The 21,323-nt window shown below is 51.5% G+C and carries 19 protein-coding genes; 7 read left to right on the top strand and 12 right to left on the bottom strand.

The window, feature by feature from the left end; genetic code table 11:
- Positions 1–99: 99 nt before the first annotated feature.
- From KKH3_RS20645 to KKH3_RS20610, 8 genes are read right to left on the bottom strand one after another with little or no spacing between them, the layout of a single operon-like run.
- Positions 100–1,029, bottom strand: coding sequence for a lysozyme inhibitor LprI family protein (locus KKH3_RS20645; protein WP_039364024.1), 930 nt, complete (start codon positions 1,027–1,029; stop codon positions 100–102).
- 60 nt (positions 1,030–1,089) lie between these two features.
- The gene (locus KKH3_RS20640; RefSeq protein WP_039364023.1) at positions 1,090–2,187 is read right to left on the bottom strand and encodes a fatty acid desaturase family protein; all 1,098 of its coding nucleotides are present in this window, start codon (positions 2,185–2,187) and stop codon (positions 1,090–1,092) included.
- Positions 2,187–3,302: a sterol desaturase family protein gene (locus tag KKH3_RS20635; protein WP_039364020.1), complete on the bottom strand. Its 1,116-nt coding sequence runs from the start codon at positions 3,300–3,302 to the stop codon at positions 2,187–2,189. The genes KKH3_RS20640 and KKH3_RS20635 overlap by 1 nt, the downstream gene beginning before the upstream one ends.
- 4 nt (positions 3,303–3,306) lie before the next feature.
- Positions 3,307–3,963 carry a phosphatase PAP2 family protein gene (locus tag KKH3_RS20630; protein ID WP_039364018.1) on the bottom strand — a complete coding sequence of 219 codons (657 nt, stop codon included), beginning with the start codon at positions 3,961–3,963 and terminating at the stop codon, positions 3,307–3,309.
- Positions 3,960–5,246, bottom strand: coding sequence for a F390 synthetase-related protein (locus KKH3_RS20625; RefSeq protein WP_039364017.1), 1,287 nt, complete (start codon positions 5,244–5,246; stop codon positions 3,960–3,962). The genes KKH3_RS20630 and KKH3_RS20625 overlap by 4 nt, the downstream gene beginning before the upstream one ends.
- A complete protein-coding gene (locus KKH3_RS20620) occupies positions 5,243–6,049 on the bottom strand; it encodes an MBL fold metallo-hydrolase (RefSeq protein ID WP_039364015.1) in 807 nt (268 codons plus the stop codon). The genes KKH3_RS20625 and KKH3_RS20620 overlap by 4 nt, the downstream gene beginning before the upstream one ends.
- Positions 6,042–7,070, bottom strand: a complete 1,029-nt coding sequence (locus KKH3_RS20615) for an NAD-dependent epimerase/dehydratase family protein (protein ID WP_039364013.1) — start codon at positions 7,068–7,070, stop codon at positions 6,042–6,044. Before KKH3_RS20615 ends, KKH3_RS20620 begins: the two co-directional genes overlap by 8 nt.
- Positions 7,067–8,083, bottom strand: coding sequence for a 3-oxoacyl-[acyl-carrier-protein] synthase III C-terminal domain-containing protein (locus tag KKH3_RS20610; protein WP_052201400.1), 1,017 nt, complete (start codon positions 8,081–8,083; stop codon positions 7,067–7,069). Before KKH3_RS20610 ends, KKH3_RS20615 begins: the two co-directional genes overlap by 4 nt.
- 198 nt (positions 8,084–8,281) lie before the next feature.
- Here KKH3_RS20610 and KKH3_RS20605 point away from each other — a divergent pair, with 198 nt between their 5' ends.
- From KKH3_RS20605 to KKH3_RS20595, 3 genes are all read left to right on the top strand, one after another.
- Complete coding sequence (locus tag KKH3_RS20605; protein ID WP_010284221.1) at positions 8,282–8,623, top strand: GlpM family protein; 342 nt, start codon at positions 8,282–8,284, stop codon at positions 8,621–8,623.
- Positions 8,624–8,644: 21 nt separating this feature from the next.
- Positions 8,645–9,847, top strand: coding sequence for a pectinesterase PemB (gene pemB, locus KKH3_RS20600; protein WP_039364012.1), 1,203 nt, complete (start codon positions 8,645–8,647; stop codon positions 9,845–9,847).
- Between the two features lie 343 nt (positions 9,848–10,190).
- The gene (locus tag KKH3_RS20595) at positions 10,191–10,919 is read left to right on the top strand and encodes a helix-turn-helix transcriptional regulator (RefSeq protein WP_039364011.1); all 729 of its coding nucleotides are present in this window, start codon (positions 10,191–10,193) and stop codon (positions 10,917–10,919) included.
- On the opposite strand, the gene carI is transcribed toward KKH3_RS20595, so the two are convergent.
- Complete coding sequence (carI, locus tag KKH3_RS20590; RefSeq protein ID WP_039364010.1) at positions 10,903–11,553, bottom strand: acyl-homoserine-lactone synthase CarI; 651 nt, start codon at positions 11,551–11,553, stop codon at positions 10,903–10,905. The genes KKH3_RS20595 and carI overlap by 17 nt on opposite strands.
- 268 nt (positions 11,554–11,821) lie before the next feature.
- The gene (gene argG, locus KKH3_RS20585) at positions 11,822–13,168 is read right to left on the bottom strand and encodes an argininosuccinate synthase (RefSeq protein ID WP_039364009.1); all 1,347 of its coding nucleotides are present in this window, start codon (positions 13,166–13,168) and stop codon (positions 11,822–11,824) included.
- A gap of 412 nt (positions 13,169–13,580) precedes the next feature.
- Between argG and KKH3_RS20580 the strand changes: the two genes are divergently transcribed.
- Entirely contained in the window at positions 13,581–14,156 is a 576-nt protein-coding gene (locus tag KKH3_RS20580) for a DJ-1/PfpI family protein (RefSeq protein WP_039364008.1), read from the top strand.
- Between the two features lie 134 nt (positions 14,157–14,290).
- Here KKH3_RS20580 and KKH3_RS20575 read toward each other — a convergent pair whose 3' ends face one another.
- Together KKH3_RS20575 and exaC are read right to left on the bottom strand one after the other, a co-directional pair.
- Entirely contained in the window at positions 14,291–15,283 is a 993-nt protein-coding gene (locus KKH3_RS20575) for an acyltransferase (protein ID WP_039364005.1), read from the bottom strand.
- Between the two features lie 196 nt (positions 15,284–15,479).
- Positions 15,480–17,015, bottom strand: a complete 1,536-nt coding sequence (gene exaC, locus KKH3_RS20570) for an acetaldehyde dehydrogenase ExaC (protein ID WP_039364003.1) — start codon at positions 17,013–17,015, stop codon at positions 15,480–15,482.
- A gap of 344 nt (positions 17,016–17,359) precedes the next feature.
- Between exaC and fdhD the strand changes: the two genes are divergently transcribed.
- The 3 genes from fdhD to KKH3_RS20555 all read left to right on the top strand — a co-directional run bounded on the left by fdhD (position 17,360) and on the right by KKH3_RS20555 (position 21,246).
- Positions 17,360–18,193: a formate dehydrogenase accessory sulfurtransferase FdhD gene (gene fdhD / locus KKH3_RS20565; RefSeq protein ID WP_039364000.1), complete on the top strand. Its 834-nt coding sequence runs from the start codon at positions 17,360–17,362 to the stop codon at positions 18,191–18,193.
- A 235-nt stretch (positions 18,194–18,428) separates the two neighbouring features.
- On the top strand, positions 18,429–19,055 hold the full coding sequence (sodA, locus tag KKH3_RS20560) for a superoxide dismutase [Mn] (protein WP_039363998.1): 627 nt from the start codon (positions 18,429–18,431) through the stop codon (positions 19,053–19,055).
- A 298-nt stretch (positions 19,056–19,353) separates the two neighbouring features.
- Positions 19,354–21,246, top strand: a complete 1,893-nt coding sequence (locus KKH3_RS20555) for a methyl-accepting chemotaxis protein (RefSeq protein WP_039363995.1) — start codon at positions 19,354–19,356, stop codon at positions 21,244–21,246.
- The last annotated feature ends 77 nt before the right edge of the window (positions 21,247–21,323 follow it).

Below are 21,323 nucleotides of genomic sequence, written 5' to 3'. Positions count from 1 at the left end.
TATCGGAGAATGCAGGGGAATAACGGCAGAGTGGGAATGAGCGGGGCGATGACAGACGCCGCATTCAGCTACGGCGTCTGTCTGTGAAGCAGGGAAATTTTACTGCTCGTCGACTTTTACTATCTCTTCCTTCACCTTCCACTTGCCACCCACCAACTCGCGGGTTGTGGCTACCATCGCCTGTTTTTCTTCGGAGTAGGCTTCCGTGGTTTCGACAATCAGGACAGGTTTATTATTCGCCATCTGGTAGGTAGACCATTGGTGCCAGCAGCAGCCACTTTTGGTAAACGTCGTGATGGTCTTACTTTTCTCATCGATTTCGAACAGGCCGAGATTAGAACTGGCTAGCTCGGTCAGCGGCGCATTCTGGGTGAACTGCTGCTTTTCCACATCAAACAGGTAGACGTCGTAAGACGGCCCGCCGTAAGCACCGTTATTGCCATTACGCAGCATGATATCCGCATGATGGTCGAAGTTAGCGTCATCAATCACCAGCCCACTGTTGTTCTCACCGTAGACCTCGACCAGATTCGCTGTCACTTCCCCTTTCTTGTTCAGCTCGATGAACAGGTTTTCCATCGTGATACGCTGGAATAGCTCACCGCGCCCTTTCTTAAAAATATCCAGCGTGCCAGCGCCTTCACAGATTGAATAAGAGGTATCGAGATCGCACGTCGCCACGCTGAGAACGAAGTCCCACTGGCCTGAGGCCTGCGTAATCAGGGAGATATTTTCACTGCCGGAAAGCGCCTGAATACGGGAAACCATCTCATTCCCCAAACAAACCTCATCCTTGCAGCGGTCACGCTCGGCCAGCCACGCGCGCTGCTCCTGACGCGCTTGCGCTTTGTCTTCTTTTTTCACGTACCCCTGATAGGCCTTGTTTAATACTGCATCAAGCTGCTGTAAACGGCTGCTGGCACAAATCATTTTCTCGGTGTCTGTACTGGCCTTGCTGCAATCCATCGCCCAGACGGACGAAGTAAAAAAGAACAGCAGGGATGAAACGGCCAGAGATAAATAACGCATGAAGTCTCGCTCCTTGAATACAGATGAAAATCTAACTTATTAATAAATAGAGATAACGGGCTATTTTTTGCTGCCATTGCCCATCTTTTTAAGAAAGCGTTGTTGCTCAATCAGAATCGATTTCAGCGTAATACATTGGTAATCAATGCCGTAACGCGGGGCAATATCCGCAATGATTTTCGACAGTGCGGGATAGTGCCGGTGATTCCAGTTGGGGAAAATATGGTGGGTCAGATGCATATTGAGCTGTCCCAGCCAGTAACCGAGCCAGGCAGGGCGGGTAGTCCAGTCCACCGTGGTGGAAAACACGTGCTGATAGCGACCATGCCTGAACAGACCGTCTTCCGGTGCCTGATAGAATGTCCCTTTTGCCCAGTGCGACCCCAGAATCAGGACGACAAAAATCAGCGATGACAGCATTTGGCTCAGCAGGTAAACCAGTAGCAGTGAGCCAAAACCGACGGGAGTTGGCGACAGCAGCCAGTAAGGAATAGCCAGCGCCAATAAGGCATGTAGCACTTTGGAAAGCAGGAAAACGCCCCAGCCCTTCACGCCTTGAAGCGTCATATTTCGCGTCACCTGCGTTTTCCCCGCACGATCTATCCAGTCAAAAAACCAAATGATGCAGGGAAAGGTCAGCGACGCCACCAGCGGCCAGTAGTAGCGCTGGGCGCGCATAAAACCGCGAAACCGATGATAAGGGGACTGCCGCAAGACGCCGTTCTCTTCAATATCGAGATCGTAGTGCTGCACATTCACATGCGCATGATGAAAAATCACATGCCGCACTCGCCAGCAGTCGGAATCCATGCCGAGCGGAATACTCACCACGATATTGAGCAGGCGATTCGCCCACGGCCGCCGGAAAAAGACGTTGTGCGAGGCATCATGCACCACATTCACCGCCAGAAACATGGCGGTAAAAATAAAGCCAAAGTAACAGCACGCAAAGCCCCACAGCGTCGTCTGCAAGAGACTGAAACCATAAAACGTCAGACACAACGCCACCAGAAACAGCATCTTGCCGATAAACCCGGCGTTGGCAAAACGGTGATCGCCCGTTGCTGCCAGATAGTCATTCGCGGCTTTAATCAGCGCCCGATGCAACGCCAGATCGCGACCTTGTTCATAGCGCAGAGGCTTTAGCGGTGCGAGCATTACTCTTCCTCGACAATCGGGTGTCGGCCCCAGCCGATTGCCATTGCCAGCCCGTGGATCATCAGCGTCAGCATGGCTATCTTCCAATAGAGCGCTTCCCAGCCCAGATAGACGAGAAACACAGCGGGGAATAGCAGCCCCACCAGCAGCCAGATGTAAATACCCCAGCGTCGCCCTTCGGAAATCCCGCCCAGCGCGACCGCACCGGCGACCAACAGCAGGAAGAGCGCCGCCTGCGACAGGTTGGCGGAATCATAGCCGTAGCCATACAGATAGACGTAGCCCACTACCAGTGAAAACAGCAACATCGCACCGGCAATCAGCGCCACTGGCGTACAGTGAAACGTCGCCTGACCCGTACGGCGCACCGACAATTTCAGGTACGACATAAAAGGTTGGTTGCTGGCCCAAAACGGGTTTTTCGAGGGGGTTTCTCTGCCTGCCCCGTAGCGGAAAGGCGTATCAGGCAGCTGTGGACAAAAACTGCCAAACAGTTTGTCCCAAAAAATAAAGGTGCCGCCGAAATTCTTATCGGCGTAGGCGCGGTCATTCACATGGTGTACCCGATGGTGTGCTGGCGTCACCAGCACCTTTTCCAGCCAGCCCAGTTTGGGCGTCATCGCGTTATGGTTAAAGAGCTGAACGCTGTAATGCAGGATGGAAACGGTGACGAATACGTACAGCGGGACGCCGAGCAGCGCCAGAATCAGGAAGAACGGAATGGAGGTCAGCGAGGAATACCACGAGTTACGCACGCCCAACGACAGATTGAAATGCTCGCCCTGATGATGCACCACATGCACCGCCCACAGCACGCCAAAGGTATGGTGCAGGCGATGTAGCCAATAAAAACCAAAATCCCAGGCGAGTATCGCGAACAGCCACATTAACACTGGCGGCCAGGTTTCTACCCAACCCAAGCTGAAATGCGCTGCGACATAGCCATAGCAAAAAATTTCCACACTGCGGAAAAGCCACAGCATGATATGCCCTGAATTCAGGTTGAAAACCACATCGTGCCAGTTCACCTTCTCACGCTGCATCCACTGCAAAATCAGCGCTTCGCCAACCACCACAACTAACATGAGGACTATCGGTAATGCCAAATCGATCATGATTTCATTCCTGATGGCGCTTATCGTTAGGCAGCGGAGCCGCTGGGGAAATCGCCTTTACTGCCCCCCGGCGGTACAGAAAGACCCATCCGGTGATTCCCGCTAGCATCGCGCCAGTCACCAGATCGATGAACAGGTGGCGTCGCAGTTGCAGGATGGAAAAGGCAATCGCGACACCCCAGAGAAGATAAAAGCCCGTTTTCACCTTCTGCTGGCCGTCGCTCATCGCCCATACAGCCAGCACCGTTAGCGCAATATGCAGCGAGGGCAGGCAATTCTGTGGCGAGTCGATGCGCAGCAATAGCTGTAGCACACGAGTGGAAAGATCGTCCCCGACAACCTGTGGATACACCATCGTGGTCGGAAAAATCAGGTATACCACGCCCGCCATCACGGCAGTAAGCTGCGTTGCCTGACGTAGCCCCCCCAAACGCGCCATCGGACAGGATAAATAAGACAGCGGCACGATGATGAAAAAGGAGAGATACAGCCAGATAGCCGAGGCGCTAAAGGAAATCCATTCATCAACAAGTGACGTCGGCAGCACCGTTCCCTGCCCCTGAAACTGCGCGCTCAGTTGATACACCACCCCAACCGTTCCCCAGCCGAAGAGCAGCGCCTTCAGCCGCAATAGCAGCGTGTGTTGAGGAGATCGCCTCATGCTTCCCCCTTCAAACGGGTAATACGCCTGCGCTTTTGCGTAAATTCCGGCGCGATCTCGCCCGCGGTTAATTGCCACCATAGCCGCGACACATCAATGCCCTGTAACGCAAACTGCTGCGACAGGCTATCCCGACAGCCTTCCAACTCCGGCAAACTGCACGCAGCGGATAAATGCAGCGTCACGTCTCCCTGCTGTATCAGCCGATAATCGGCATGCAGCGGCAGCGCGTTAGCGATAATCCGACTACAGAGATCGGCAAACACGGTCTGAGTTTCACCACTGTGGTTCGGCAATCTCAGGCTGTCATCGCTGCGCCCTTCAATACGGGCAATCGCCATCGTCACGCGGCCACATGCACAGGGTTCCTGCTGTTTGACCAGCACATCATCCAGCCGATAGCGCACAATCGGCTGCGTGCTGCGGGTGAAATCGGTAATGATGGGCGTAAAGCGTGTGTCATCCAGCCACTGCGGCTCAATGTGAATAAATTCTTCGTTGAGATGCAGCGTGCCATGTTCGCAGGTCGATGCCAGAAAGCCTTCCGTTGCCTGATACACTTCCCCTACTTGCCCGAAGACCTGCTGTAACAGTTGCTTATCCTGCGGCTCCAACACCTCAGCCACGGAAATCACCTTTTTGACCGACAGGCGCAATTCACCGCGCAGTACCGCCAGCGCCAGCTCGCGCAGCACCTGTGCGGGGGCGACGATAATGGACGGCGACCACGCTTCCAGCCGCGGAAAATGGCCGGAAAACGGCGCGAAGAGATCGTAAAACGATAGGCTGAGCCAGCGGTTATCGACACTGTGATACAGGTTGTTATCCGCCCGCAGAAACAGCGCGACCCGTTCACCGGCGCGTAAACCGTCCGGCAGCATTTTCGCCAGCATTCCCCCTGCCCAAATCTGCTGTTCGCGCGGGCTGACGACAAACAGACCACGCTGACCAGACGTGCCTGACGACAGCCCGACGCTAAACCCGTTCACATTCGGCGTGAAGTCTCGATCCACTTCACTGCGACGGGCGCAAGCAAGCAAGTCATCCCGCTTAAGCCCGGCGGTGTTCATCCGATCGAATTCGGCCATCATTACGGCTTTGTCCATCGTCGGCCAGGAGGTAATCGGCAGCTGGCAGTAAGGACGAAAATAGGGGCTACGCGCCAGCACCCGCCGTGCAAAACGAGAAAGCTGACGCTGCTGATGGCGTTCAAGCGCCTGACGGGTGGCAAAGGTGAGGCGTCTGGCGCGGAAATAGTGCCAGATCGTCATCAGCGGAATCATAGGTCGCCCTCGTGACACAACCGAATCTCGACCTGTCCGTTCAGGTGCAACTGGTGCAGTTGGTCCAGCGTGTGGTAATAGGCTTGTGGATCATCCATCACCAGATTCGCCAACCGCGACGGTCCGCGACCTTCACGATAGCTGTGCGGCGACCAGGCGGCATCGCTTGCCAGCAGCACCCAGCCGTTTTCAGTCAGAACAAACGCGCCGAGGTGTCCGACTGCGTGGCCGGGCAACGGCACCAGCACAATCTCTTTATCGCTACCGGGTAGCGCGTAGCCTTGCGTAAACGGTGCCAGCTCGGCTGGCAGATCGGTAAGTGGGAAGTTCTCAACAAACTGGAGCGCCTGCTCAAATTGTTCAGGGATCAGCGCAGGGACAAACGCCCGCTTCAACGCTGCGAAACCACGCAGGTTTCGCGTCTGCTGCCAGCCCAGCGCCGAACAGATAAACGGCACGGAAGGGAAATCCCGCAGCCCCGCGATATGGTCGCCGTGAAAATGGGAGATGATCAGGCCGTCGATATCGGCAGGCTGAATGCCCTGCGCGTGTAGCTGATGAATCAGCGCGTCTTTCGTTTCAAAATGCACCGGCGTCATTCTACGGTACAGTTGGAACAGGCCGGAACGCGTAGCATCGGTAAAATGCTGGGCATAACCGGTATCCCAAAGCCAGCGCTTACCCTGACTTTCCAGCATCCAGACCCGCGCCGGAAAACGGCACACTTTCCATCCCGCACCGCGCAGCGCCATGCAGCCTGGATGCAGGCAGTATCCTACTTCAAACGTCGAAATATTAGCCATGTCCGTCAGTGCTCCGCTGCGCAAGATGTGTTTTGAACCAGCTACCGGTTAACTCGATGCCCTGCTGGAGGGAAAAACGTGGCTGATAACCCAGCTCTTGCTGCGCTTTCTCTGCGCTGAGCGTCATATCGAAATTCACCGCGCCTGCGCTGTAGCGCGTCAGTAGGGGCTCTTTGCGGCTAAACCACGAGAACAGTTCCATGCCACCAGCCACCACATGCAGCAACGGATACGGCACCGCCTTAACACGATAATTCATGCCCAACTGACCAATCAGCAGTTGCTGGAGCATATCTGCAAGGCGTGCCGGCTCATGATTGGTGATGTTGTAGGCCGAACCAGAAACCAGCCCCGTGCGCTGGCTGGCGAGCGCCATCGCTTCGACTACGTTGCCGACAAACGTCAGATCCAGCAGCGCTTCGCCACCGCGCGGAAGCCGCAGCACGCCGCCACCCACCGCGATTTGCTCCAGAATACGCGGCAGAATCACACGGTCATGTGGGCCAAACAGGCCACGCGGACGCAGGATGACATAGGTGGTTTGCGGGTAGCGTGACGCTAGCGCCTGAAGCCGCTCCTCGGCCAAAAACTTGGTCTGCGCATAGTGATTGGCAAAACGCGCCGCGCGGTAGCGTTCATCAATATTCAGGTGATGTTGGTAATCAAAATAAATCGCAGGCGTGGAGATATGCACAACGCGCGGGATACCCAGTTGACCGGCGGCTTCCGCCAGTCGCGCCGTTACCTCAGTATTATTCTGGTAAAAATCAGCATACTGCCCCCACGGTGATGATTTCGCAGCACAGTGCCAGACCACGTCGCAGCCCGCCATCAGCGTTCGAAACTGCTCTACCGGCGTTTCCACCAAATCAATGCGGGCGAACTGCGCACCCAGCGCTTCAAGCTGCTGACCCACGGTGCAATCGCGCCCACAGGCCAGCACCTGATGTCCGGCCTGAAGCAGCCATTCCACCGCGTTACGTCCCAATCCGCTGGTTGCGCCCGTGACGAAGACCCTCATGGAATCAATACCATCCCGCCCAGCGTCAACCCGGCGGCCGTACCGACCAGCATCGCGGGTTCACCTTCAGGCAGGCGTTGCGTCACAATGGCATGATGTAGTGCCGTCGGAATCGAGGCCGCAACCTGATTACCGTGATAGCGATAAATATCAATCAGCCTTTCCGTCGGGATCGCCAGCCGCTTACGCATATGTTCCAGCGACAGGTGACTGGCCTGATGGGGAACCACCGCCGCCATCTGCTCCAGCGAATAGCCACTGGCATCCAGCAGCCGTTGCAGATAGCCTTCAATTAAGGCAGACGCCTGCCTGAACAGCCGTTTTCCCTGCATGTGGAACAGAAAATCATGCAGTTCCATCCCCGCACGCGGGTTACGCAAGGTGCCACCTGCGCGGATTTGGCACAGTTCGCTGCCCTTCGGATAGGTTTCCAGCAGACACGCCGCAATCCCGCAACGCCCATCACCGCGTTCAACAATGGCGCACGCCGCACCATCGCCAAAAATCAGCGACGACTCTTCGTCATCCCAGTCGATCCCGCGTGAGGCCAGTTCAGTAGAGACAATGGCAATGCGCCGATAAGCGCCGGTATTCAGCAAGCCTGCCGCCACCTGAAGTGCAGAAATAAAACTGACGCAGCTGCTGTTAATATCGAAACAGGCCGTCCCTTTTGGCAGAGACGACGCCTTTAATAAATGGCTGGCGCTATAAGGCAGCGCCTGGATCGGAATGGCAGAAGCAAACAACAGCAGATCGATTGACGCCGGTGGAATCATTCCCCGCGCCAGTGCGTCATTTAACGCCACCACACCGAGTTCAGCCTGACTAGCATGATTATCGGCATGGTGACGATAGATAATGCCTGAACGGCTTTCGACATAGCCCGCAGGCTTATTGAGCCGCACATCTAATTCAGCCGACGTCACCCGCTGCGCAGGAAGCGCGCTGCCGGTAGAAATAATCTTGAGTGGAACCAATCCCTGAGTAAATGCATGACTTTGCGTCTTCAACATCAATCCTTTTCAGATTCATTATCGTTTTAGCTGTACTGAGCAGGCTATCACGTACAGTATTTATTCATTCTGCTGCTAAGAATAACGAAATCACCACGAATTGAAATCTTAAGCTGTGCGATCGCACTATTCCATCCCAATGCTTTTTCGCTATTCTCTGTTCATTCACGGTACTAAATTAGGCCAGAAGTTCTACTTATGTCATTGTTTATTAAATCGGTTATCGGCGCACTGATCGTATTGCTCATTAGCGTCCTGGCGAAAAGCCGAAATTATTATATTGCCGGGCTCGTGCCGCTATTTCCCACCTTCGCGCTGATCGCACATTACATCGTTGGCACCGAACGCGGGCTGGAAGCGCTGCGCGCCACCATCCTGTTTGGCATCTGGTCCGTGATTCCTTATCTGGTTTATCTCATTTCACTTTATTACTTTACCGCGTGGATGAAATTGCCACAGGCACTGCTCGCGGCCGTCGTGTGTTGGAGTGTCTCTGCGGCATTGTTGGTGAAAATCTGGACGTGGTATCAGGGGAATTAGCTTCTTTACTAGGATAAGATCATGACAAAGACGACCTACCCCGGCACGGTTCATCGCCCCATCCTCTCCGAGCAGGAAGCGAATCGCTTCACGCTCCCGCACTATTTCACGCTGCGCGGGCACGATGACCAGACTGAAGCTGATGTCTGGCAGCCCACACCGATTGAGGTCGATCCGGCGACGCCGTGGGTTGTCGGGCCGCAGGTGGGGGTGGATGGCGCAACATACGCTCATGTTCAACAGGCGGTGAACGCCGCGCTGCGAGCGCAGCAGGATCGGGCACGCATTGAGATTAAATTGCTGCCAGGCATCTATACCGGCACGGTCTACATCCCCGCCGATGCGCCACCACTCACGCTATTTGGGGCGGGAGAACAACCGAACGACGTCGTGATTCAACTCGCGCTGGATTCGATGTTTTCACCAGCAACCTACCGGGAAACGGTGAACTCACGCGGTGAGTATCAATCCGGCGACCCTGCGTGGTACCTGTACGATCTCTGTGCGTCAAAGCCGAACGCGACGATTGATACCATTTTTTCCGCCGTGGTCTGGTCGCAGAGCGACAATTTCCAAATGAAGAATCTCACTGTGGTGAATACGCTACTGGATTCAGTGGATAGTCGTGCGCATCAGGCCGTGGCACTACGCACCGACGGCGACAAGATACAGCTTGAACAGGTTCGCCTCATCGGTCGCCAGGATACGTTTTTCGTCAATACCAGTAACCTCCAGAATGAGTACGTCACGGATCGCTATAGCCGGGCCTACATTAAAGACAGCTACATTGAAGGCGATGTCGATTACGTTTTTGGGCGCGCGACCGCAGTATTTGAGCGTGTCCACTTTCATACCGTTTCCAGCCGTGGTGCGAAAGATATTCATGTCTTCGCGCCTGATAGCATGCCGTGGGTGCAGTACGGCTTTCTGGCAGTGGCGTGTCGTTTTACGGGCGACAAAGGCTTCAGTGGAGAAAGAAAGGCCAAACTGGGTCGCGCCTGGGATCAGGGAGCAAGGCAGACGGGATATCAGCCGGGTCAAACGGCAAACGGCCAGTTAGTGATTCGCGACAGCACGATTGACGCCAGCTATGACAGAGAACAGCCGTGGGGAGCTGCGGCAACGACCGCACGACCCTTTGCGGGTAACGCGGATTCAGCCCGCAATCTCGACGATGTGCATTTCAATCGGCTGTGGGAATACCGCAATATCGACGAGGTGTGAGGTATAGCGAAGAGGATAACAATATCAAAGTCGGGGGTTATTCGCGAAATAGCCGCATTGATGGAATTAATTAACTTGGGCATCTGGCGGCCTGTAACAATACAGGCCATAGAACGGTAAGAAGAATTTTATTATATTGCTGATAAATCTCGCTTAATTCGCATTCCCTGATGTTAGCCAGTCATCACGCTTATCCAGAGCGTTATTTCTTTTACTTTACGCCCTTAACTTGTCGTTCGATTGTATGTTTTTTCATTCCCCCATAACAATTAGACTTAGGTACAGGTGTAGGTATATACTTTTCCGTTACAAGGATGTTGATTCTTCAGACTGAGGTCATGAGATGTCGCCATTATTCTCCAGCAGCGAAATAATAAGCAGAGTAATCAAAGGTCATTTTAATGAAAATCTGGACCACTACGATGGCGTAAAATTCTCATTTATGGTTTTGAATAAGAAAAACCCCTCTGAGATGATCATTATTTCCAGTTATCCCGATGAATGGGTTAACCTCTATAAAGAAAATAAATACCAGCATATTGACCCTGTTGTTCTTGCTTCATTTAATAAAATATCGCCTTTCTCTTGGGAGAAAAGCTTGGTTATTAACACGCGACTACAGCTTGCCAAGATATTCGATCTCTCTAAGAAATATAATATTATCAACGGATATACTTTTGTACTTCACGATCATGGCGACAATCTAGCTATGCTATCGATTATCGTGGACAGCTCATATCCAGATGATGTTGATGCATTCATTGAAGAGAAAAAAGACACCTTTCAGATGCTATTAATTGATGCATATGAAAAAATCATCTCCCTTTGCAGGGAGATGATTGAAAGTAAAAAACAATTAAATAATAAGGAAATCTTTTCTCAGCGAGAAAATGAAATCCTTTACTGGGCCAGTATGGGTAAAACCTATCTGGAAGTTGCGATTATTCTCGGTATCAAAACCAGCACGGTAAAATTTCATATCGGCAACGTTGTGAAAAAACTTGGCGTCCTGAATGCCAAGCATGCCATCAGGCTCGGCGTTGAGTTACAGCTCATCAAGCCTGTGCAATAGCAGCAGGCACCCTTAGAGGCCACTGCTTCAATTCATCGCTCATAAATGTCCCTTTGCGGTTAATACGACGAGCCAACGCTTCCTGATTCTCATCATCGACGGGAAGAAAAACCAAATACACTCTTTCTTCCTTTTCTGACAAACCTTGTTCGACCACGCGAATCCCCCAGCCAGAGCGCTTTAATATCGTCAGCATAGGATGGCTCACTATCGTATATATTCCATCATAGCCTTTATCCCTTGAGTAATTAATCATCGAAAGAAACAACATCGAACTAATTGGGTAATCATTGCCTAAGATATCTTTCGCTCGAGATTTATCGACAAAAAACCGACTAGATTCCAGGTAATTACCTTCAGGAATATTTATCTCCTTGAAGTAAGGAAAAAATGTCCCGGTAATCATGTTAGGGTATTTTGTTTCAATAAATCTCAGACTACAGATAACGGTGTTATCTTTCATGCCAAAAAGATAAGTCGTGTTATTATTATCATACTGATCAAATTCCATTCCATCAGTACATTGCACGGCCCAATTCAGTCGATCTTTAAACGTCTCTTTTCTGAGGGTAAATAGCTCTTCTGATTTCGTTTCTGACAACAAGGTGTGATTTACATCGAATATCTCTAACATTTTTCCTCCATTGAAAAGTTAATACATAACCTCAAAAAACGATACATCATCCCACAGATCCTTCGCCTTCAGATTATTATCCTGGCTGATTATTTATAGATATTCTGTTCCTTTCTACGACGGTTGTACAGATGCAACCCGCATTGTCAGCAAGAGTTCACACACAAAAAGACAACGCGAGAAATCCAATATAAACATATGATAAGCAGGTAAAAAAAATCCGGAAGCGCGAGACGATTCCGGATTTTTATATTACTCAATCTGTGCGTTATTTCTCTGTTTTATCCTGCAATTGCCCGACCTGCGGCAAACCCGTGCTGGCGGAAGAAGACAGCAAGCCCGTTTCAACATAGTTAAACAGTTTTTCACGCGTATCGGTGATGTCCAGATTGCGCATAGTCAACTGGCCAATACGGTCATCCGGCGAGAACACTGAGTCGCCTTTTTCCATGGTCAAACGCTCTGGCTTATAGGTCAGATTGTCAGACACGGTATTCATGATGGAGTAATCATTGCCACGACGCAGCTCCAGTGTCACTTCGCCAGTAATGGCGCTGGCGATCCAACGCTGAGAAGCATCACGCAGCATCAGCGCCTGAGAATCGAACCAGCGTCCCTGATACAGGAAACGACCCAGTTGACGGCCATTGGCGTGGTATTGCTCAATGGTGTCTTCGTTGTGGATACCGGTAACCAGACGCTCATAGGCAATGTGCAGCAGTGCCATTCCTGGCGCTTCATAAATGCCGCGGCTTTTCGCCTCAATGATACGGTTTTCAATCTGATCGCTCATGCCCAGACCATGACGACCACCAATGCGGTTCGCTTCCAGCATCAGTTCAACGTCATCGGTAAAGGTTTTGCCGTTCAGCGCAACCGGGTGACCGCGTTCAAAACGGATGGTCACTTCTTCTGCCGGCACTTTGACGTTCTCGTCCCAGAATTTCACGCCCATGATCGGGTTAACGATTTTGACGCTAGAATTCAGGAATTCCAGATCCTTCGCTTCATGCGTCGCACCCAGAATATTGGAATCGGTGGAATAGGCTTTCTCGGCCGACATTTTATAGCCGAACCCTGCCTGCGACATAAACTCGGACATTTCCTGACGGCCACCCAGCTCATCAATGAAATCGGTATCCAGCCACGGCTTGTAAATCTTCAGTTCAGCGTTAGTCAGCAGGCCATAACGATAGAAACGCTCAATATCGTTGCCTTTATAGGTACTGCCGTCACCCCAGATGTTTACGCCGTCTTCTTTCATTGCGGCAACCAGCATCGTACCGGTAACCGCACGGCCCAGCGGCGTGGTGTTGAAATAGGTCACGCCCGCCGTCGTGTTGTGGAATGCGCCACACTGAATCGCAGCGATACCTTCAGCAACCAATTGCTTGCGGCAATCGATAAGGCGCGCATTTTCTGCGCCATATTCCATAGCACGACGTGGGATTTCCTCGTAGTCATCCTCGTCTGGCTGTCCCAGATTTGCGGTATACGCATAAGGAACCGCGCCCTTTTGACGCATCCAAAGCAGCGCAGCGCTGGTATCCAGACCACCCGAGAACGCAATACCAATACGCTGACCAACCGGAAGATGCTTGAGAATCGTTGTCATAAATGTAATCCCTGCTCGAAAGATCTCTGGATATAAGCTCAGTCGCCCACACCATTATGTTACGCCATACATTCGTGAGCATTCGAACCCTGTGTACATCCTACATCAGGCGGGCTGGTCGATGACCAACATCGACACGCTCACAAATGCATATTTATGCAAAATAAGTGAGTGATAATTTAAACATCTTTTTGGCGGGACAGGAAGAGAAGAGTCATGCTTTCGTGCAAAAAAATTTGCGGCCAATTCACGACCAAGTTAGCAAGTATAGCGCCATCTTCTCTTTAAGCTAAGCAGCAAAAACCGTTTACGCGACCCACTCGACATTAATAAAACATCGTTTCATTTTTTCGATGTTTCTTTGCTATCCTCTTGCGGTTAACACCTTCCCTTGCATATTGCTGGAGATGCTATGTCTAAGAAAGTCGCCGTTCTGCTGGCCCCTGGGTTTGAAGAGGCAGAAGCGATTATGGTGATTGATGTACTGCACCGTATGAAGATAGAAGTCACCATGCTGTCATGCTATGACAGACTGGAGCTATACAGTTATCACAACATTCGCATGTTTGCCGATGCTCTGCTGGAAAGAAACCAGGACACGCTGTTTGATGCCGTGGTTATTCCCGGTGGCCCACAGGGAACGGTGAATCTGGCCGCGAACCCGATGGTTGTTGAGTTTATCCGCCGCCATGACGAGGCAGGAAAACTCATCTGTCCACTGTGTTCCGCAGCCGCACGCGTGCTGGGTGGTAACAAACTGCTGAAAGGGCGTCGCTACGTCTGTTCCGGGGATTTATGGCAAGACGTGACCGATGGCGTTTATGTTAATGAGAAAGTGGTGGAAGACGGCAATCTGATTAGCGGTAAAGGGCTGGGCGTGTCATTCGATTTCGCCTTTACCATTGCCACCCGCCTGACGGGCGACAAAAATAACGCCAACTTCCAGGTTGAACATATCGATTACGATTACTGGCGCGTGCCAGCGTAACGTTCACCAGCCTAATAATAAGGCGCGCACCGTCGCGCCTTCCCGTGTGATGAATAGCCTCAATAACGACCTAACAACACCCACGATACGACGCTTCTGCGGTGATGTCATACGTCCGGTAAACCAGACAAAGGTCAACTTACCCAGCGACGCACATCGATTTTCTGTAGCGCCATCGAAAGCAGCAGGCTGGCCGCCAGCGTGACAGCGAAGACATAGAAGATATCGAAAACCGGATGAGCGGGTAGCATCACATCATGCGTACGCAGATAGTGAATGATCAACGCGTGGAAGCCGTAAATCGCCAGCGAATGGCGCGAAATGGTGGCAAAGCCCGGTAAAATCCACTGGCTAAAGTAGTGCTTAAACACCACCAGAAGGCTGACCGCAGCCAGAAACACCAGCGGGCCACAGTAGATGTAAAACGTCTGGGTGAACGTATCGTTCAATAATGTATGGTGCTTTGTCCCCAACGCAACCAGCGCAACACACACAACAAAGAATGGGATAGCCGCCAGTACGACTTTCTTTGGCACATCCAACATGCCTAAGGCACGCCCCAGCGCGGCATACAGCACATAGTAAAACGTATCGCCGTAAATATAGAGATTCACAGGCAGTAATTTAAAGCCTTCAAACTCCACCTTCCCCGTATTGGGGTTGGCGACAACGGCCAGCAAGATGATCAAGACGGCTATATATTTACCCGATACCGGCTTGATGGTAATAAGGGGAGAGAGCAAATAAATCACGATAATGGCGTAGAAAAACCATAAGTGATAAAAGATCGGTTTTTGTAGCGCATGGTGCAGTGCATTCAGACCGTTAATCGGCGTGAGCGTCGCAATATAAATCAGCGCGACCGTACTATAGAAAAGTAGACATAAACCGATACGCAGAAAATGCTTCTTCCCCGCGCTGCGTTCACCAAAGAATAAGTAACCCGAGATCATGAAAAACAGCGGAACGCAGACGCGCGAAGCGGAGTTCAGGATATTCGCCACATCCCAGTGTCCATCGCCCGGCGTGCCGCCTGCGGTAATATAGTAGGTTGTGCTATGAATCAGAACGACCATCATGCAGGCCAACGCCCGCAGGTTATCAATCCAGCCGATCTTATCCTTCATGTACAACCTCTTGAAAGCAAAGCGCTACTTAAAACAGCGTAGCCGTTGTTGAGCACGGGTACAATCAACGATCAACAACCTGTGATCAACAATCGGGCGAATCTGAGTCATCGGGATGGATTAATACGGAAAAACCATAGTGGTTTACGCCATGCGCACTCACCAGAAAAGGTAGGCACAGCATGGCGTTAGTGAATCAGAACAGCCCCATCGGCTTATCAGAGTAACTCACCAATAGGCACTTGGTTTGCTGATAGTGTTCCAGCATCATTTTATGGTTCTCACGCCCGATACCAGACTGCTTGTAGCCCCCAAACGCCGCATGCGCCGGATAAGCGTGATAACAGTTGGTCCAGACGCGTCCAGCCTGAATACCGCGCCCCATTCGGTAAGCGATGTTACCGTTACGGCTCCACACGCCAGCGCCCAGCCCGTATTCCGTATCGTTGGCGATCTCCAGCGCGTCATCCATCGTTTTGAACGTTGTGACCGCCAGAACCGGACCGAAAATCTCCTCCTGGAAGACACGCATACTGTTTTTACCAAACAATATCGTCGGCTCCAGATAGTAGCCTTCCGCCAGCCCGCCAGGCATTGCCTTACGCTGACCGCCCGTGAGTACCCGTGCGCCCTCTTTCTTACCGATATCAATGTAGTTAAGGATGGTATCAAGCTGACCTGCGGACACCTGCGCGCCCATCATGGTTTTGCTGTCCAGCGGGTTACCAATGCGGATAGCCTCAACACGCTTGATTGCCCGTTCCATAAAGCGATCGTAGATCGATTCCTGCACCAGCGCGCGACTCGGACAGGTACAGACCTCTCCCTGATTGAAGGCAAACAGCGTGAAACCTTCGAGCACTTTGTCAAAGAAGCTGTCTTCTTTATCCATCACATCGGCAAAGAAGATGTTCGGCGATTTGCCACCCAGCTCCAGCGTTACCGGCGTCACGTTCTGCGCCGCATAGCTCATGATCTGCTGACCCACCTCGGTCGATCCGGTGAATGCCACTTTCGCAACGCGTTTCGACGTTGCCAGATATTCACCAATTTCGCTGCCCGACCCATTAACAACATTGATGACGCCTGGCGGCAGCAGATCCTGAATCAGTTCCATCAAAATCAACACCGACATCGGCGTCAGTTTTGCGGGCTTTAGCACAATACAGTTACCGGCGGCCAGCGCCGGTGCCATCTTCCAACAGGCCATCAGCAGCGGGAAATTCCAGGGAATGATTTGCCCGACAACACCGAGAGGTTCATGAAAATGATAGGCCACGGTATCGCCGTCGATTTCGCTGATCGCCCCTTCTTGTGCACGGATACAGGCCGCGAAATAGCGAAAGTGGTCAATCGCCAGCGGCACATCCGCCCCGCTGGTTTCGCGTATCGGTTTACCATTATCCCAGGTTTCCACTTGCGCCAGCAGCTCAAGATTCTGTTCCATACGGTCAGCGATTCGGTTAAGCACCAACGCGCGATCTTGCACCGACAGACCACCCCATTCCGCTTTTGCCTTATGAGCAGCATCCAGCGCGTGGTCAATATCTCGCGTTGACGAACTGGCGACTTCACACAGCGGTTGACCCGTTACTGGCGTCAAATTAACAAAATACTGACCCGCATCAGGTGGAACCCAGGCTCCGCCGATAAAATTGTCATAGCGTTTTTTCAGATTGAGAGAGCCGTACTCGCCAGATGCGGATCGGCCTTCGAGATTATCGTGCGCCATTTCAGTCTCCTTTTCATTTCCGAGTGAGCGGCCATGCCGCGTGAAAAAAGAGGCAAACAGTAAGCAATTACATTAAGCCTATACGGGGTATGGGGTTAGCGACAGGATTCGGCCAGAGAAGAAGACAACTCTTCGAGTTGACGCACAGTTTCTTGCGAGAAAAAGTCGCATCCCTTCAGGCGCGGTGAGGTATACCCTAAATAATTCGAGTTTCAGGAAGGCGGCAAGAGAAGGAATCCCGATGAGCTTACTCAAGTAAGTGATTCGGGTGACTAAACGCAGCCAACGCACATGCAACTTGAAGTATGACGGGTATAATACTTTTAATTTCCAGGGTTACTAACATGCAGGTATTTCAGGTGGAAGGGGTTCATTTACCAGCGGATGCCGTCCTTGAGGGCGCAACGCAACATTCAGTCTATCATCCCGATTCGCTGCATCAGCCACAGTCTGACTGGCTAGCGGAAGAGGTGCCCGTTGCGTTGGTTTATAACGGTATATCGCATGTCGTCATGATGGCCTCACCGAAGGAACTGGAACAGTTCGCTCTCGGATTTTCCTTATCTGAAGGCATTATTCAATCACCGGCAGATATTTACGGCATTGATGTACAAGCCGCCTGCAACGGCATCGAAGTACAGATTGAGCTTTCGAGCCGACGCTTCTCTGGGCTAAAAGAACGCCGCCGGGCGATGGATGGCCGCACAGGCTGCGGCGTATGTGGTGTAGAGCAGCTTGCGGAAATCGGTAAACCGATCGCACCGCTGCCCTTCACACAAACATTTTCCCTTAGCAAACTTGAAAACGCGCTGGTGCGGCTGCGCGATGTCCAGAAGATCGGTCAAGTGACGGGTTGCACTCACGCCGCAAGCTGGGTCGCGCCAGACGGCACGCTGTCCGGGGGGAGTGAAGACGTCGGCCGCCATGTCGCGCTGGATAAACTGCTAGGCACCCGAGCGAAAAAGGGGTGGCAACAAGGCGCTGCGCTGGTTTCCAGCCGGGCCAGCTATGAGATGGTCCAAAAATCCGCCATGTGCGGCGTGGAAATCCTGTTTGCTGTCTCAGCAGCCACCTCGCTGGCCGTAGAGGTCGCACAGCGCTGCAACCTGACGCTGGTCGGTTTTTGTCGACCGGGACATGCGACTATTTACACGCATCCGCAGCGTCTAAGCGCGTAAAAGACGCCACCCACGTCACGGCGTTTTGCAGGCGACGGGTATAGATTAATTTGTTTTTACATAGTGCAATAACGACATAAGCGTTTGTTATCATGAAGTAAAGCAATCTGACTCATGCCACCTGTTCGAGAATAATCATTTTCAATATCATTTAATTAACTATAATGAAGGTATTGCTTACGCGGTACTAACAACACAGTGCCGTAACATTTTTTTTACCATGGAGATGCTAAACATGAGTTATTCACTGCCATCGCTGCCTTATGCTTATGACGCACTGGAACCGCATTTCGACAAAGAAACGATGGAAATTCACCATTCCAAACACCATCAGGCTTACGTCAATAATGCTAACGCCGCGCTGGAATCTCTGCCTGAACTGGCTAAATTGTCTGTTGAAGAGCTGATCGCTCAACTGGATAAAGTTCCTGCGGAAAAAAGAACTGCACTACGCAACAACGCTGGCGGCCACGCTAACCACAGCCTGTTCTGGAAAGGCCTGAAATTAGGCACGACGCTGACTGGCGATCTGAAAGCAGCCATCGAACGTGATTTCGGCAGCGTTGATGCATTTAAAGAGAAATTTGAGCAAGCAGCAGCAACCCGCTTCGGTTCTGGCTGGGCGTGGCTGGTACTGAAAGACGACGGCAAACTGGCCGTAGTTTCTACTGCAAACCAAGACAGCCCGCTGATGGGTGAAGCTGTTTCTGGTGCTTCTGGCTACCCAATCGTCGGTCTGGATGTCTGGGAGCATGCTTACTACCTGAAATTCCAGAACCGTCGCCCGGATTACGCTAAAGCATTCTGGAACGTAGTGAACTGGGACGAAGCTGCCGCTCGTTTCGCTAGCGCGAAAAAATAAAACCGTTGAGTGCCTGATACCATCAGGCCGCTTCTGCGTTTGAATATAAACTGGAATAACAGCCTGTTATTCCAGTTTTTTTATTATCCACCCTACCGCCTAACCTCATATCCGCTGACTATCCTCGCTCACTGGCGCATAAAGTTTCAGCGTAAAGTGCCGATATCTACTGCGGGTTTTTATCATGTTGTTTTGCAAAGACAGGCTTGGTAAGCGGTAATCCGGGATGCTAACACCGCTAAGCAAGTGTGCATCAGGATAGTGAATTCGACTCAATAAGATAGAGTGGTGGGATGGGATGGCGATGAATTTTGATAATTTAAAAGTCGGTAAAAAATTAGGATTAGGCTTTTTCCTGATTCTGCTGATGACCATGGTGATTGCCGGTGCGGGCATTATGCATATAAGTTCGCTGAAAGAGAGTATTGATAAAGTTAATTTAAGCAACAATATTAATGATGAAATTAACCAGGCCAAATATTACCGTGCATTATACGGCACCACTTATAATCCTGATGATATAAAAAAGAACATTGAGCACATTGCCAATATCAGTAAACTTGCTGAAAAAGCAAAAGAATTTAACTGGCCAGAAAGCGACGCCAAGAAGATAGCCGATATCCCTACATTAATTACCAGCTACCAGGAAAAGCAAAAAGGTTATATTAATGCAGTGAATACTAAAGACGCTGTCAGAAAAAGCTGGAATATATCAACAACAGAAAAACCGCTAGAGCAGCTCAACGATCAATTAAAGACAGACAATAACAGCACTACCCTTCAATTATTACTTTCGGACCTGAACCAAAAACTGATTGCCGTTCGCTATCATGTTCGCGGTTTATTACTTTCTACCAACAAAGAATCCGAAGAAAAACTGACGGATGCCATCAACGCGGCGCAAACGTCATTGACCTTTCTATATCAGAGCCTGTCTGCTGAACAGCGTGAAACGCTGGCGCCGGTCCTGACGATCATGAACAATTATGAAGAACAAGTATTGGCCTATATGCCAGCCTATCATGAGGAAATGGCACAGGCGGGGCAAATGCAGGTTGTCGCTGGACAGCTGAACGACGTCGTTAAATCTTTGCTTAGCGATCAGCTGGCCGCCTCACAGGCAGACATTCACAGTGCTACGCTGCAAATGAGCATTGCAGCATTGATTACGCTGCTACTTGGTCTGCTGATTTCCTGGTTCATTTCACGTCAGATCACCACACCGCTTGGCAACACCCTGAACATGGCTGAGAAAATCGCAACAGGCGATCTCACCATGTCCATCAACACAACGCGCAAGGATGAGCTGGGCCAGTTGATGAGTGCGATGTCGAAAATGAATGACAATCTGCACAATATGATCGATGACATTCGCGTCGGTGTCAGCCAGATTTCTAACGCGTCCAGCGAGATCGTCGCAGGCAACACAGACCTGTCGTCACGTACCGAGCAGCAGGCCGCCGCCGTTGAACAGACTGCCGCCAGCATGGAGCAGCTTACCGCAACAGTTAAGCAAAACGCGGATAATGCGCACCACGCTAACAAGCTGGCAATCAGCGCATCTCAAACCGCAAAACAAGGCGGCGAGCAGGTGAATAACGTGGTGCAAACCATGACAGCGATTGAGAACAGTTCTAAACGTATCGCGGAAATCACGTCCGTCATCAACAGCATCGCCTTCCAGACCAACATTCTGGCATTGAACGCCGCGGTGGAAGCCGCCCGCGCCGGTGAACAGGGTCGCGGTTTTGCCGTTGTCGCCAGCGAGGTTCGTAGTCTTGCCCAGCGCAGCTCTCAGGCCGCGAAAGAAATCGAAGGCCTGATCTCTGAATCAGTGACTCAGGTATCACACGGTGCGACGCTGGTTGGCAACGCTGGTAAAACGATGAATGATATCGTCACCTCTATTACGCAGGTGCATGACATCATGGGGGAAATTGCCACCGCGTCAGATGAGCAAAGCCGGGGAATTAGCCAGGTTAGTCAGGCGATTGTTGAGATGGACAGCACCACGCAGCAGAACGCCGCACTGGTGGAAGAATCCTCTGCCGCTGCTGACTCGCTGGAAGAGCAGGCGAGACTGCTGAAGCAGGCGGTGTCCGTCTTCCGCCTGGCAAACGCACAGCATGATGATACCCCAGCGGGTATCGCGTTTGCCGACCAAACGCATCGTCTGCACGCACCACGCTAATATCAACACCGCAACGTACGCAAAACGAAAAAGCCCCTGTTAAACAGGGGCTTTATCAACGAATCTATCACCAACAT

Origin of the sequence: Pectobacterium actinidiae, from assembly GCF_000803315.1 — a bacterium.
GTDB classification, from domain to species: Bacteria; Pseudomonadota; Gammaproteobacteria; order Enterobacterales; family Enterobacteriaceae; genus Pectobacterium; species Pectobacterium actinidiae.
Note: the sequence above shows the minus strand (reverse complement) of the source record. Positions and strands in the feature narration are given on the sequence as shown.